Annotated in this window: 17 protein-coding genes; 8 read left to right on the forward strand and 9 right to left on the reverse strand. The window is 65.8% G+C overall.

The window, feature by feature from the left end; genetic code table 11:
- Window positions 1-98 precede the first annotated feature (98 nt).
- From FK219_RS13605 to FK219_RS03870, 4 genes are read right to left on the reverse strand one after another with little or no spacing between them, the layout of a single operon-like run.
- Window positions 99-368, reverse strand: a complete 270-nt coding sequence (locus FK219_RS13605) for a hypothetical protein (protein WP_328821594.1) — start codon at window positions 366-368, stop codon at window positions 99-101.
- A complete protein-coding gene (locus FK219_RS03865) occupies window positions 365-616 on the reverse strand; it encodes a ribbon-helix-helix domain-containing protein (protein ID WP_152583113.1) in 252 nt (83 codons plus the stop codon). Before FK219_RS03865 ends, FK219_RS13605 begins: the two co-directional genes overlap by 4 nt.
- 43 nt (window positions 617-659) lie before the next feature.
- A complete protein-coding gene (locus FK219_RS13610) occupies window positions 660-1043 on the reverse strand; it encodes a DUF2130 domain-containing protein (RefSeq protein WP_235923722.1) in 384 nt (127 codons plus the stop codon).
- Window positions 947-2002: a DUF2130 domain-containing protein gene (locus tag FK219_RS03870; RefSeq protein ID WP_328821595.1), complete on the reverse strand. Its 1056-nt coding sequence runs from the start codon at window positions 2000-2002 to the stop codon at window positions 947-949. Before FK219_RS03870 ends, FK219_RS13610 begins: the two co-directional genes overlap by 97 nt.
- Window positions 2003-2032: 30 nt before the next feature.
- Here FK219_RS03870 and FK219_RS03875 point away from each other — a divergent pair, with 30 nt between their 5' ends.
- From FK219_RS03875 to FK219_RS03885, 3 genes are all read left to right on the forward strand, one after another.
- Entirely contained in the window at window positions 2033-3370 is a 1338-nt protein-coding gene (locus tag FK219_RS03875; RefSeq protein ID WP_152583114.1) for a hypothetical protein, read from the forward strand.
- Window positions 3371-3436: 66 nt separating this feature from the next.
- Window positions 3437-4684 carry an IS256 family transposase gene (locus FK219_RS03880; RefSeq protein WP_152583115.1) on the forward strand — a complete coding sequence of 416 codons (1248 nt, stop codon included), beginning with the start codon at window positions 3437-3439 and terminating at the stop codon, window positions 4682-4684.
- A gap of 181 nt (window positions 4685-4865) precedes the next feature.
- Entirely contained in the window at window positions 4866-5189 is a 324-nt protein-coding gene (locus FK219_RS03885; protein WP_152583116.1) for a hypothetical protein, read from the forward strand.
- A 25-nt stretch (window positions 5190-5214) separates the two neighbouring features.
- Here FK219_RS03885 and FK219_RS03890 read toward each other — a convergent pair whose 3' ends face one another.
- Together FK219_RS03890 and FK219_RS03895 are read right to left on the reverse strand one after the other, a co-directional pair.
- Window positions 5215-5679 (reverse strand): ATP-binding domain-containing protein, encoded by a 465-nt coding sequence (locus tag FK219_RS03890; RefSeq protein WP_152583117.1) that lies wholly within the window; start codon window positions 5677-5679, stop codon window positions 5215-5217.
- Between the two features lie 70 nt (window positions 5680-5749).
- Window positions 5750-6985 (reverse strand): exonuclease domain-containing protein, encoded by a 1236-nt coding sequence (locus FK219_RS03895; RefSeq protein ID WP_152583118.1) that lies wholly within the window; start codon window positions 6983-6985, stop codon window positions 5750-5752.
- 171 nt (window positions 6986-7156) lie between these two features.
- Here FK219_RS03895 and FK219_RS03900 point away from each other — a divergent pair, with 171 nt between their 5' ends.
- The 3 genes from FK219_RS03900 (at window position 7157) to FK219_RS03915 (ending at window position 8734) form a co-directional block, all read left to right on the forward strand.
- Window positions 7157-7621 carry a nucleotidyltransferase family protein gene (locus tag FK219_RS03900; protein ID WP_152583119.1) on the forward strand — a complete coding sequence of 155 codons (465 nt, stop codon included), beginning with the start codon at window positions 7157-7159 and terminating at the stop codon, window positions 7619-7621.
- Window positions 7618-7965, forward strand: coding sequence for a HepT-like ribonuclease domain-containing protein (locus FK219_RS03905; RefSeq protein ID WP_165638039.1), 348 nt, complete (start codon window positions 7618-7620; stop codon window positions 7963-7965). Before FK219_RS03900 ends, FK219_RS03905 begins: the two co-directional genes overlap by 4 nt.
- A gap of 445 nt (window positions 7966-8410) precedes the next feature.
- Window positions 8411-8734, forward strand: a complete 324-nt coding sequence (locus FK219_RS03915; RefSeq protein WP_152583122.1) for a type II toxin-antitoxin system HicB family antitoxin — start codon at window positions 8411-8413, stop codon at window positions 8732-8734.
- Between the two features lie 28 nt (window positions 8735-8762).
- Here FK219_RS03915 and FK219_RS03920 read toward each other — a convergent pair whose 3' ends face one another.
- From FK219_RS03920 to FK219_RS03930, 3 genes are all read right to left on the reverse strand, one after another.
- Window positions 8763-10643 carry an NERD domain-containing protein gene (locus FK219_RS03920; protein WP_152583123.1) on the reverse strand — a complete coding sequence of 627 codons (1881 nt, stop codon included), beginning with the start codon at window positions 10641-10643 and terminating at the stop codon, window positions 8763-8765.
- Window positions 10644-10777: 134 nt separating this feature from the next.
- On the reverse strand, window positions 10778-11491 hold the full coding sequence (locus tag FK219_RS03925) for a hypothetical protein (protein ID WP_152583124.1): 714 nt from the start codon (window positions 11489-11491) through the stop codon (window positions 10778-10780).
- Window positions 11491-11688, reverse strand: coding sequence for a hypothetical protein (locus FK219_RS03930; protein ID WP_152583125.1), 198 nt, complete (start codon window positions 11686-11688; stop codon window positions 11491-11493). The genes FK219_RS03925 and FK219_RS03930 overlap by 1 nt, the downstream gene beginning before the upstream one ends.
- A gap of 110 nt (window positions 11689-11798) precedes the next feature.
- Between FK219_RS03930 and FK219_RS03935 the strand changes: the two genes are divergently transcribed.
- Together FK219_RS03935 and FK219_RS03940 are read left to right on the forward strand one after the other, a co-directional pair.
- On the forward strand, window positions 11799-12209 hold the full coding sequence (locus FK219_RS03935; RefSeq protein ID WP_152583126.1) for a hypothetical protein: 411 nt from the start codon (window positions 11799-11801) through the stop codon (window positions 12207-12209).
- A gap of 16 nt (window positions 12210-12225) precedes the next feature.
- On the forward strand, window positions 12226-12677 hold a 452-nt coding region (locus FK219_RS03940; RefSeq protein WP_210416764.1), incomplete at its 3' end, for an HNH endonuclease.

Below are 12677 nucleotides of genomic sequence, written 5' to 3' on the forward strand. Positions count from 1 at the left end.
CAGAGTGTTGAGCGCTACTGTTGCACTCAAGCCAGTAACCCAGGAGGTGGAGAGCATGGAACGTCGCGCCGTCGACTCCGACGCGGTCAAGCGTACCGTCAAGCGCTCAACCGTCGACTCTGCGCGCCTCGAGCGTCGCGAGGTTCCTGCTGGTTTCGTCCGATCAGCCGGAGCCGAGAATTTTCTGGCTGAGCGCCGCACCGGTCGGTGATGTCGCTCTCGCCCAGTTCTTTCGTGTCGAACCCGAGCCGCAACTGGCGAGCCGGGCTGTCATCGTCGAGATCTTCGATCCACAGCGCCCACGTCGCAGCGTGAATCGCGTCGTCGGGCAGCACTCCGTGCTTGAGCGCCGAGTCGTGAACCCTCACGCAGTCAGCGCTTCGCGGATCACTTCAGAACGGCTTTTGCCTTCTCGCTCAGCACGCGCGTCGAGCATGGCGATCTCATCTGCGGTCAGCCGCAGTGCGACTACCTGAGACGGCTGAGCGCCACGCCCAGGACGCCCGCGCCCGCGCTTCTTGAGCGCCGCGACGTCGTAGCCCGCTTCGGCCTCAGCGGCCCACGCCACGATCTGCTCCTCGGTCACGGGCTTGCCGTTGATGGTTTCGTTCGCCATGCCGATTATTGTATAACGAAATTACCGCAGCGCCAGGGGAAGCTCACTCCGACTCGGGCTCCCCCACCTCAGCAAACTTCGCCGCCATCGTCAGGTTCCCCCGCGTCAGCTTCTTAATGGTCACATCCTGAGCCTTGTCGTTCGCCAACCGCAGGTTGCGCTCGGAGCCCTGCAGGGCATCCTTCACCTTCTGCAACCGCGCGATCGCCTTGTCGATCTCGTCGATCGCTTCGTTGTATCGGCGCGCAGCGAGGTCGTAGTTGCGCGCGAATCCCGTCTTGAACGCATCCAGATCGCTCTCGAAGTTCGTCACATCAACGTTCTGCGCCTTCACCAGTGCCAACTCCTGCTTGTACTGCAGCGACCCGAGCGCCGCATTACGCAGCACCGTGATCGACGGACAAGAAGAACTGCGGACGCACCACATACATCTTCGGGTACCGGTGCGAGACATCGACAGAGCCGGAAGTTGTAGAGCTCGCTCTCGGGCTCGAGCAGCGACACGAGCACCGCGTACTCGCAGCCCTTCTCGGTGCGGTCTTTGTCGAGCTCGCGCAAGAAGTCTTCGTTCTTCTTCTTGGTGGCCGTGCCGTCGTTCTCGTTCTTCATCTCGAACATGATCGACACGATCTCGGTGCCGGCATCATCCGAGTCACGAAAGATGTAGTCGCCCTTGCTGCCCGACCGCGCGTCGTTGTCTTTCTCGAAGTACGCGCGCGGAAAAGCCGTGGCGCGAATGCGGTTGAACTCGGTCTCGCAGTGCTGCTCGAGCGTCTCGCCGACCATCTTGGTCGACAGCCGCGCCTTCATGTCTTTGAGCCGCTCGATCGCGTCGTCGCGATCTTTGATCTGCGTCTCGTACTTGTCTTGCAGTGCCTTCTCGCCGAGCGCCTTCTGCGCTTCGGCCATTTCGAGGTCGGCCTTGAGCCGGTCGCGCTCTTTCTCAACGCGCGTGGTCGCTTCGATCACGGCCAGCTGCTTCGCCTGATCTGACGCCTGGATGCTCGCCTTCAGCTTCTCGACCTCCGCAACCTTCTCGGCCAGCTGGTCTTGAAGCTTTGCCGCGAGCTTGGCCTCGGCGAGTTCCACAGCCGACTGCCTCTCGGCGCATGCCTGCTCAAGCTCACTGAGCAGCTTCGCCCGCTCCGCATCTGCCTGAGTCTGCGCCAGCTTGAGCTCTTGCTTCTTCTCGCGCTCGGCAAGCTCAAGACGCTCGTGAAGCTGCTTATCGAACTCAGTACCGCGCACCTGCTTGAGGATGTCGGCGTATCCGGCCTCGTCAATCGTGAAGGCCTTGCCGCAGTTGGGGCAGATGATTTCGCGCACTAGGGGTGGCCTTTCGTTGACGCCAGGAGCCGCACAATTGTCGTCCTGCCACAGACTCACCGTGTCGCCTCTGTATGTGAGGATTCAAGCATGTCTGACGACCAGCTCGACGACGACGTTCTCGACGCCGACGACATCATCGAACTGCTCTACGACTTCGCCTTGCTCGAGAGCATTGGCACCCCCCTGGAAGAGGACGGCGACGATGGCATCGTGCGGCGCGCGGGCCGCACGCATTGTCACTCGCAATGGTCAGGCGACGACATTCCGGCATATGAACTTCACGTCACGACGTGGACTGACCCGAATCACGATGCGGTGGTCGACCACTTCGATGACGACTTCCGCGACTGGTCACGCCTGCTCTTCGTCGTTGCGGGCGACGGCTGGAGCGTCGCTGGACTCGCCGGCCAACTCGATTCGATCATCCCGCATGACATCGTCGAGAGAGTCGTCGACTGCGTCGGGGGCCGCGTCGTGACTCAACGCGAGATTCCCGAGCCATGGTGGTTCACTGCCCGCTTCAGGACGACGCAACAGATTCTCGAAGAGTTCGACCGGTTGGGCATCTCGCACGCACCCATCGAGGGCGACGACCTGGAGCGAATGCTCGACATCGACCCGTACCTTCGCGAGTGCATCCCCGATGACACATATCGGCCCATCACCATCACGCGCGAACCGAGTTCTCTAGGCACAGCCACACTCCATCTCTTGATCGAAGACCGTCTGGCAGAGATGGCATCGGACTTCGCCGCTTCGTACCTATGTTTGCCCAGCGACGGAGAGTGGGCTATCTGCGCGGGCGATGGATGGACAGCCACCTTGACCGCCGATGGCAACGTCCGCTACCCACTGGTGCTGTGGGCGGCAGAACTGATGGGCGCCATGGGCGGCTCTCTTGTTGCCCACTCCCCGACCGCCGACCCGCTATTCAGCAACCCGGTAACGATTGACGCATTCAGCGCGCTCGGCGTGATGGTGCGCCTGCCCTACGACACGGTCGAGAAACTCAACGAATCTTACGAGGCGGACGATTTCACACCACCCAAGACCCTCATCACCCTGAGCGCCCGGTTGCAATCAGACTTGAGCTTCTTCGCGCGTGAAGCCCTGAGAACTTGGGCGGCCGCCTATTTGGCGAGCCGGATGCTCACCAACCCAGGCCCGCAGCTCAGCGAGCGCGAATTCGTGGTGGTGGGAATGGCACGACGCACCTGTTGGGCCGCGCTCTCGCTTGCGTTGCTCGGCATCGACAGAGCCAAGCTAGGAAGGCCCCACCTCGTCGACTCAACGCTTCGGGAGGTCATGCTCAATGATGTTCGCATGTGGGAGGACATAGCTGGGTCCATGACCGAAGCACGAGGGTTGCGGAGTGGAGTCCCGCATAGTGGTGTAACCCACGGTGGTCGCGCACGTCGTTACTGACGTGAACGCGGTCACCGTGTGATCCTTCGAGAAGTCTCTTACCCCAACTCGAAAGGCATCAACACGATGACCGCTCCCCACATTGTCGACCCTGCAACGTTGCTCGGTGAAGCCCTTGCCGACGCTTCCCCGGATTTGATGCGGCACTTGCTGCAGACCATGATCAACGCCCTCCTGTCCGCCGACGCCGATGCTGTGGTCGGCGCCGAATGGGGTCAGCCGTCCCCTGACCGCCTCACCCATCGCAACGGCTACCGCCACCGCGATCTCGACACCAGGGCTGGCACGATCGATGTCGCGATCCCGAAACTGCGCCAAGGCACCTACTTCCCCGAATGGCTGTTGGAGCGCAGGAAGCGCTCCGAGGCGGCCCTGATCACCGTGATCGCGGACTGCTACCTCGCCGGGGTGTCCACGCGGCGGATGGACAAGCTGGTGAAGACGCTCGGCATTCACGCCCTGTCGAAGTCGCAGGTGTCCCGGATGGCTGCGGAGCTCGACGAGCACGTGAACCAGTTCCGGCACCGCTCTTTGGCTGAGGCGGGCCCGTTCACGTTCGTCGCCGCCGACGCTCTGACGATGAAGGTTCGTGAGGGTGGCCGGGTGGTGAACACGGTCGTGCTGATCGCCACCGGCGTCAACGGCGACGGCCGCCGCGAAGTCCTCGGCCTGCAAACCGCGACAGCTGAGACCGGGTCGGCGTGGAATGCCTTCTTCGCCGACCTCACCGCTCGCGGCCTCACCGGCGTCCAGCTGGTCACCAGTGACGCCCACGCCGGCCTGAAAGATGCCATCGGGGCGAACCTGCCCGGCGCGACCTGGCAGCGTTGCCGCACCCACTACGCGGCGAACCTGATGAGCGTGAGCCCGAAGAGCATGTGGCCGGCGGTCAAAGCGATGCTGCACTCCGTCTATGACCAGCCCACCGCAGGCGACGTCCACGCCCAGTTCGACCGCACCCTGGACTACGTCGTAGAGAAGCTCCCCGCGGTCGCCGAGCACCTCGATACCGCCAGGGCCGACATCCTCGCCTTCACCGAGTTCCCCAAAGACGTGTGGTCCCAAATCTGGTCGAACAATCCCAACGAGCGCCTCAACCGCGAGATCCGCCGCCGCACCGACTCCGTCGGCATCTTCCCCAACCGCGACGCGATCATCCGCCTGGTCGGCGGCGTCCTGGCCGAGCAGACCGACGAGTGGGCCGAGGGGCGCCGCTACCTCGGGCTGGAGGTTCTGGCCCGCTCCCGCATGCGCGTCCTGCCCGACACCGAAAGCGAGGTGGTCGCCGATACCTTCATCGCGCTCAGCGCATAAAGCGAAGGATCAGCCGTTACACCACTTCCAGGGACTTGACCGTGAGACGCAACTCCAAGGCGACTTCGATCCCAATGCACGGTGTCCGGAATGCGGGAAGCCGGTGTTTTTCTACCGCAACGACAACGGAAGTCGCGTGTACTTCGATGGCCTTGGGCCGCCATGGCCGAAGCACCCCTGCATGGATCAAGATTCGGGTGGAGGCGAGTCTTCCCTACCGAGGCAGGGCGCTGGAAACGCGAGTGCGCTGATCGTCGCATCTCAACTCTCGCCCGGCGGGGCAGCACTGAGCGGAGTCTTCATCGTGTCGCGCGTCGAGAAAGAAGGAAGGAGGCGCAAGGTGACTATTGAAGAGGTCGGCGGCCCGACGATCGACATAATGATCTCGCCGGTGGCGCCGCCCGTTGGATCGCTCGCCGTGACGATGACACACGAACTCCACTGGCTGGAAGTGTGGACCGGCAGGCGCGGGTCAAACTCGATCTGGTGGCGATCAGACCGCTGATGACTCGTCTGACCCGGTTGTCGCTCTATGGGAGAGGGACGCCCCCCTCTGGGACGAAGTCGGCGTCGCGCCAACGGCGAGCGTGATCCGACCTGAGCACCGTGCAGCGGTACTGCGCCCGCGTCATGCCGACGTAGAGAAGGTCGTTCCAGCTGAGGCGGCGCTCATCGGCCCAGGCTGCAGCGGCGGGCGTGATGTCGGTCAGCACCACGGCAGCAGCATCCAGCCCCTTTCCCTTGAAGATGGAACGCCACGCGACCGCGCGCTCCCCCGACAACAGCTCGCGCAGCTGCCGCTCCTCCTTGGTGGCCGGCTCGCGGGCCAGAAAGCGCCCCACGAGCGACGACTGCTCGCCGAACGGGCTCAGCACGACCACCTCGTCGGGGCCGAACTGCTCCAGCTGGGCCTTGAGGGCCGTGAGCAGGGCGGGCAGCTCGCGACCCTCCGCCACGGGCACCACCTCGAGGGCGCCGGGGGTCGAGTCGGGCATCCGGTCGCCCGCGTGATCGAGGGGGCGACCCAGCCGGCCGCTGATCGCACGCAACAGGCGCGGCGCGCTCCTAAAGCAACCGCTGGAGGTGCTCCTCCCCCACCACGGGAATGCCGTACTCCCGCGCCTTGCGTGCCTTGCCCGACAGCGAGTCGGGGTCGGCCGCGACCAACAAAGCAACCTTCTTCGAGATGCCCGATGCCACGCGGAATCCCGCCGCGACCAGCTCCGCTTCGAGGTCGGCTCGCGGGCGCGACATCTCGCCGGTGAGCACCACCGCGTCGCCGGGTGCCAGCGTGAACGCGCCGGGCGTGAACGGAGCATCCGTCGCCGCCGCGTGTGCCGCCGGCGCGGCGGGCGGCGCGAGTGCCGCGGTCAAGCGCGCATCCGGCACCTGCAGCAGGGAGGCGACGGCGGCAAGATCGGCCACCTCCGTCGACGACAGCACGCCGTCGGCCCAGGCGACCGCCGCGAACTGGTCGAAGTACTGCGCGTGCAGGCCGGCCGCCGTGTCGCGGCCGATGCCTAGCTCCTTGGCGAGCGCGACCAGCTGGCGCGACTCGTGCTCAGAGAGGTGCCGGTCGATGAGGCAGCGATCCAACAACGCCACGTACTCGACATGCTCGGCGGGCCCCGAGAAGTCAGGCATGCGCTCTGCAATGCGCTGCAAGAACGGCACGGATGCTGCGCTCGAGCCGCGCGCCACCCATCGCGCCAGGGCCGTGGTTGCGGTGCTCGCGGGCGACGGCCACGCGACACTGAGAGCCCGATCGATGTGGGAGAACCAGAACTCGCGGCCCGTACTCGCGATGTAACCGCCCAGCAGCTCGGCCGTGGCACGGGCGTCGACGGCTGCTCGGTGGGCGTCCTCCAGCGCGATATCGAAGGCCGCACAGCAGTCCGCCAGACTGCGGCCCGCACCGGGAATCAGCTCGCGGGCGAGCTGCATCGTGCACAACGTCGGAGCGTCGTCGGGCAGAGCGCGCGAGATGCGGCCGAACTCTGCGGTGAGGAAGCCGCGATCGAAGCGCGCGTTGTGTGCCACGATCACTCGACCGCTCAACAGATCCATGACATCGTCGGCGATCTCCGTGAAGGCAGGGGCATCGATGAGGTCGGCCGCGCGGATGCCATGAATGTGCTCGGCGCCGACGTGGCGCTGCGGGTTTACCAGGGTCTCCCACTGGCCCGTCACGGTGCCGTACTGATCGGCATGCACGATCGCGATCTCGACGACGCGCTCGTGCGCGCTGGGCAGGAGCCCTGTCGTCTCCAGGTCGATGACGGCGAAACCGGGTCCGGGCATGGGGTCCTCCTCATGTTGGGGGTGAAGCTACCTCATATCAGAGCGTTGCGTGTACAACGCTCATGGGATCAAGCCGGCCCCACCCCCTGCGCGAACTAATGGCGAGACGTGATATCCATTTATGTACATAAATGCGTACGTTTTCTCTGCTCAGTGGGTTATTCTGCGGCCATGGCCGCTACCAGTACCGTGACCACCGTGGCGCTCGCACGCGACGATCTCAGCCGCACCCTGCGCCGATTCCGCAGCGGAGACCTCGAGCCGGTCGTGCTCGGCTCACACCGCAAGCCTGAGGCGGTCATCCTGCCCTACACGACATACCGGGCGACAGCCACCGATACACCCGCCCCCACTCTCGAAACGCTTCGCCGCAAGAGACGTCTCATCCTGCGGCTCGCCGAGGCGGCCCACCTCGACGGCGTTCGCGTCACCGGATCCGTCGCGCGAGGCACCGCGGAGGCTGACAGCGACATCGACCTCATCGTCGACCCCCAGGCTGGCGCCAGCCTGCTCGACCTCGCCCAGTTCGCTGACGACCTCGAACAGCTGCTCGGCCACCCCGTCGACGTGCTCAGCACACGATCCCTCAACCGCGACACCGACTCCGAACTGCTCGCCGACGCTCTACCGCTGTGAAAGGCGACCCGCGCGAGCAGATAGCCCGGTGGACGACCGAGTTGCGCACCACCCTCGACACCGCCGCACAGCTCGCCGACCGGGGCCGCGCCGCCTACGACAACGACCCAGCCCTGCAGCTCGCCTTCGAAGCGCTCAGCAACCGCGTCGGCGACCTCGCCAAGCGACTCGTTGCACTCGACCCCGAGCGATTCAGCGAACCGATCTGGTCGGCAGCCGCTCGCAACCGAGACGTCGTTGCCCACCACTACCACCGCATCGACCCCGAACTGCTGTGGCAGACCGTCGCCCACGACTTCGTCACGCTGGAAGAGTTGCTCGACCAGATCTCGGGCAGCGCCTAACCCTCCGCGCGACCGCCGCCAAGCCGACCGCAGACCGCACGCGAGAGGGCCTCCTCCCCAGGAGCCGAACTGGAGGTGTCTGCTCACCGCCCGGCCACGACGGGCACGTGCGCAAGACCCGAACGTGCACTGTATCGCCATGCGAGCGACTTGGCGGTACCATTAGTGACACCACAACGGAAGATCGATCGCCTCATCGGCACGATGCACGCCTCGCCGGCCTCGGTGTCGTTTCGGGACCTCGAGCGCGTGTGCCAGCACTACTTCGGCCCACCTCGAGTCTCGTCGGGGAGCCACCGAATCTACGCAACACCCTGGCAAGGAGACCCGCGCGTGAACATTCAGAACAACCGCGGGTCGGCCAAGCCGTACCAGGTGCGCCAAGTGTTGGCCGCACTCGAGCGACTGAGAGCTCAGAAAGACGAGAACGAGAAGGACGACAACGATGCGTGACGACCACTACACCTATCGGGTCTCGTGGTCCCCGGAAGACAGTGAGTACGTCGCTTCCGTCGTCGAGTTCAGGTCACTCTCCTGGCTCGCACCCGACCCCGCAGCCGCCTTGCTCGGGCTTCGCGCGCTCGTCGCCGACGTCGTCGATGACCTGCACGCGTCGGGCGACCCCGTGCCCGAGCCCCTCTCCGACCGGCAGTACAGCGGCGAATTCCGCCTACGCATTCCGCCCGAGTTGCACCGTGCCCTGGCCATCGAAGCAGCCGAACAAGGGGTGAGCCTCAACCGCCTCGTCAGCGCCAAAGTCGCCGGCTGAGAACATTGTACGCCACCTCCGGCAGCGCCTAACCCTTAGAGTTGCCACCTCCAGACCGACCGGCCATCGCGACCATCGCGGCAGCGGCGCCAGCGTTCTGCGCGCCACCCACCACCCGCACCCCTGGCCGCGCGGCCTCGACGCGCGCCGCCCCCAGCTCGGCGTCGAGCTCGCCGCTCCACGGCGCACCCTCCGACCTGAGAACCGTGCAGCCGTACTGCGCCCGGGTCATGCCGACGTAGAGCATGTCGTTCCAACTGAGACGGCGCTCATCAGCCCAGGCCGCGGCGTCGGGCGTGATGTCGGTCAGCACCACGGCAGCAGCATCCAAGCCCTTGCCCTTGAAGATGGACCGCCACGCGACCGCGCGCTCCCCCGAAAGCAGGTCTCGCAACTGCCGCTCCTCCCTGTTCGCCGGCTCGCGGGCCAGAAAGCGGCCCACTAGCGACGACTGCGCGCCGAACGGGCTCAGCACGACTACCTCGTCGGGGCCGAAGTGCTCCAGCTGGGCCTTGAGCGCGGTGAGCAGGGCGGGCAACTCGCGCCCCTCCGCCACGGGAACCACGTCGAGCGCGCCGGGGGTCGAGTCGGGCATCCGGTCGCCCGCATGATCGAGGGGGCGCCCCAGCTGGCCGCTCACCGCGCGCAGCAGACGCGGCGCCACCCGGCAGTTGCGGCGCACCCGCACGTGTACGAGCCCCGGCGCCAGCTCGCGCGCCGCCGGCAGCGGCTCGGCGCGCTCCCCCGCCGCCCGCATGATCTGCTGGCCGGCATCGCCCGCGAGCACGAAGCGGGCCTGCGCCGGGTCGCCGCCCACCGCGAGGGCGCGCAGCACGTCCATGAGCAGGGGCACGCCCGCGACATCCTGAAACTCGTCGACGCAGATCGTCGCGAACCGACCCCGCTCCGGATGCTCCGCCAAAGCCTGCAGGGCCCGCTCGGGCAGCTCGTGCCGGTACCACCGGTCGTCGGCGCCCGCCGGGTTCTCGGTCAGCCCGCACACGCGCAGCATCACCGCGTTGAGGTCGGCCACCTCGATGTCGAACGGGCTCTCGCCCACGAGCTCGCGCAGCGACTCGGCCATGAGCATGTTCCAGCACGTCAGCAGGGTGCAGCGGCCCGCCCGTGCCGCACGCCGTGCCGCCACAGCGACGAGCCAGCTCTTGCCGCAGCCGGCCGGGCCGTCGAAGTACAGGTGCGGGTTGGTCTCGAGCAGGTCGAGCACGAGCTCCTGATCCTCCAGCAGGGCGCGCTCGTCGATCAGCCGGGCCCGGCGGCGGTCGGCCGCGCTGCTGGCGGCGCTGAAGGAGGCGAGCAGGGCATCCGCAATGTCGGTCGCGTGCTCAGCCGTCAGGGATGCCGGGTCGACGCTCACCCCCTCCGCCTCGCCGAACCACGCGCTGTGCTCGGCCAGCACGCGCTCGACCGTCTCGGCGGGCTTCGCGAGGTCGTCGCTCCACGCCAGCTCCCACTCGAAGAACGTCAGATCGTGCGGCGTGCCGTTGTCGAACTGCCAGCGCCCCAGATTCGTGAACCACACGAGGCGGGCGATCGGCTCGTCGCCGTGCAGCAGGTCGCGCTGCTTCAGGAAGCCGCGGATGCTGCGGCGAGCACCGTCCAGCTGCACGAGCGGGTTCTTCGTCGGTCGCGGATTCTTGGCGAGGAACCACTGCCCGTCGCGGTACTCCACGTGCTCCGCCGTCTTCGCCTCAATGAGCAGGATGCCCTTTCCGGGAGCAATGACCACCGCGTCGACCTCCCCGCTCAGGCCGGCCACATGCTGCCCGACCGTGAGCCCGGTCATGACGACCCAGTCGTCTTTGCCTTGGAGGCCCTCGAAGGCGGTGAAGAGCTGGCGCTCGCTGCGGTTGGCCTTCTCGGGCAGGTGGGTGGGGTGCATGCGGGGCATGGAGTCGAGACTAGTTCGGAGTGCGACACGAGCACCGTCGCGGTGCAACACACAGGGTGCGTCATCGTTGGGACACCCCCATCACGCGATCCCCTACGGGGTCGGCGGGGTGCACCAACCATCGCGTGGCTCGATCACCACTCTCGAAGGCTTTCAGCTCTCTCGTCGAGTAGACCCGCAGGCGGAATGACCTGCCACCCCTCCTGTGTGAGGACGTCAGCTGCCTCCGCCTGCAGATCTCGGACAGCCGAACGCAATTGCCGGCGTCGCCAGCGCTCGCGTCCAGAGTCGACCACCTTCCGCCAACCAGGAACGCTGTCGACCCCGCACTCCTGAATGAAGAAGTGGATCAGATCTTCGAGACATGGACGAAACCGCTCACCCCCGACGGGGAAGTGCAGCCCGGAGAGCAGGTGCGGATCACGAACCGACTTCGGACGGTGCGCCTGCGCCAACGTCAGCAAGTGAGTGAGTGACCCCCGCTCGGCGTGAAACTGCCAGTGCGCAGAAGGAACCGAGTGCATGTCGGTGCGGTAGTCGAGACGAAAGAGCGGCTGCCGGTCAAGCACGGAGTATGCGGCGAACTCAGAACGGACGTTCTTGAGGTACGCGCCGGACGAGTCAGCCTCGAGATAGATCTGCGCGCTCATCGTGGCAAGCAGTGAGCCATCGACGTGCAAGGGAATGAGCGCTGTCGACCCGTCTTCGGTCGTAGGTCGCACAAAGTAGCGGTCACCATGCACCGTTGCCTCGGCATCGAACCCAGGGGTACCGGGAAGCGTGCCAGTGAAGGTCTCGCTCAGCTCGCGAGCGAATGCCACGACCTTCGATTCGAGACTGCTCGCCACTACTCGAAGGGTGTCTCTGCCTCACCCAACAAGAAGCCGATGGCGTCAAGGCGTTCTAGGGCGTGCCATTCGTCGCCGATCAGAAGACCCCGTTGAGCATCCGCACGCAACGAAACCTCGTCGCGCCCAACCGACTGCACAATGGCGAGACGCTCAGATTCGAGCGACTCGCGCGTCGGTGTTTCGATTCTGCCCACAGTGACCTCCTTGATCACATCAGAGTAGATCACCGACCTCCGACAGCCACCCAAGCTCTGGACAAGGTGTGGAACGAATAGGCTGCCTGCCAACGAGGTGAGGAGGAGTCATGCTGTCGAGCGAAGAGCAAGCACTCCTGCGCCTCGAGATCTTCGCCGACCTCGAGCTCTTCATCGCGTCGCGCGGCGGGTTCGCCAGCCGCGACGAGCTCACGACCTTCACTCTGCGCAGCGGCATGCGCATGCCCGTCATCGACCGCAACAAGGGCATCCGCAACCCCGCCGAGTTCGACGCCACGCTCTCGATCGTCTCCGCCTCCGACAAGGGCCGCTACAACGTCTACGACGACGCCATCGACCGCGAGCGCGGGCTGCTCTTCTACTCGTGGGCCCAGGGCCCACTGCACGCCGGCGACAACCGCAAGCTCAACCTCGCCTTCGAGCAGCAGGCGCCGATCATCCTCTTCGAGAAGCCACTCGCCAACGTCTACGTGCCCGGCATCGGGGTGCTCGCGCCTTAGGCGATGCAGTATCGACGTGCTGCCCGACCAGCGGCAGTTCGTCATCGACCTCGACGACAGCGGAGTGCGAGCATCCCCGACCACGACCCTCGACAAGCGCTACGTCGAGCGCCTCGTGCGGCAGCGCGTGCACCAGCCCGTGTTCCGCGCGCGCGCCCTCAGCGCGTACGGCAAGCGGTGCGCCATCTGCACCCTCAAATACGCCGAGCTGCTGGATGCTGCGCACATCCTGCCCGACGGTCACAAGGACAGCCTGCCGGTCGTCACCAACGGCATGGCGATGTGCACGATTCACCACCGCGCCTACGACCAGAACTTCCTCGGCGTCAGCCCCGACTACACCGTGCACATCAGCCCTGATCCACCGAGCGGGTCCGCTTTCGCGTGGGTGTGGGAGCAGCGAAATGTCCTTCTGACCGGGGAGAATGGGGGTGTTGAAGCCAGATTCATGCCGAGCCGGAAGGACAC

This window comes from Microcella pacifica, assembly GCF_009371975.2.
Taxonomy (GTDB): domain Bacteria; phylum Actinomycetota; class Actinomycetes; order Actinomycetales; family Microbacteriaceae; genus Microcella; species Microcella pacifica.

Bases quoted from the DNA above. Each gene is read 5' to 3' on its own strand.
- FK219_RS03875 (WP_152583114.1), top strand. From the start codon at position 2,033: ATGTCTGACGACCAGCTCGACGACGACGTTCTCGACGCCGACGACATC.
- FK219_RS03900 (WP_152583119.1), top strand. From the start codon at position 7,157: ATGGCCGCTACCAGTACCGTGACCACCGTGGCGCTCGCACGCGACGAT.
- FK219_RS03895 (WP_152583118.1), bottom strand. From the start codon at position 6,985: ATGCCCGGACCCGGTTTCGCCGTCATCGACCTGGAGACGACAGGGCTC.
- FK219_RS13610 (WP_235923722.1), bottom strand. From the start codon at position 1,043: ATGTGGTGCGTCCGCAGTTCTTCTTGTCCGTCGATCACGGTGCTGCGT.
- FK219_RS03890 (WP_152583117.1), bottom strand. From the start codon at position 5,679: ATGCCCGACTCGACCCCCGGCGCCCTCGAGGTGGTGCCCGTGGCGGAG.
- FK219_RS03885 (WP_152583116.1), top strand. From the start codon at position 4,866: ATGGATCAAGATTCGGGTGGAGGCGAGTCTTCCCTACCGAGGCAGGGC.
- FK219_RS03935 (WP_152583126.1), top strand. From the start codon at position 11,799: ATGCTGTCGAGCGAAGAGCAAGCACTCCTGCGCCTCGAGATCTTCGCC.
- FK219_RS03920 (WP_152583123.1), bottom strand. From the start codon at position 10,643: ATGCCCCGCATGCACCCCACCCACCTGCCCGAGAAGGCCAACCGCAGC.
- FK219_RS03865 (WP_152583113.1), bottom strand. From the start codon at position 616: ATGGCGAACGAAACCATCAACGGCAAGCCCGTGACCGAGGAGCAGATC.
- FK219_RS03915 (WP_152583122.1), top strand. From the start codon at position 8,411: ATGCGTGACGACCACTACACCTATCGGGTCTCGTGGTCCCCGGAAGAC.
- FK219_RS03880 (WP_152583115.1), top strand. From the start codon at position 3,437: ATGACCGCTCCCCACATTGTCGACCCTGCAACGTTGCTCGGTGAAGCC.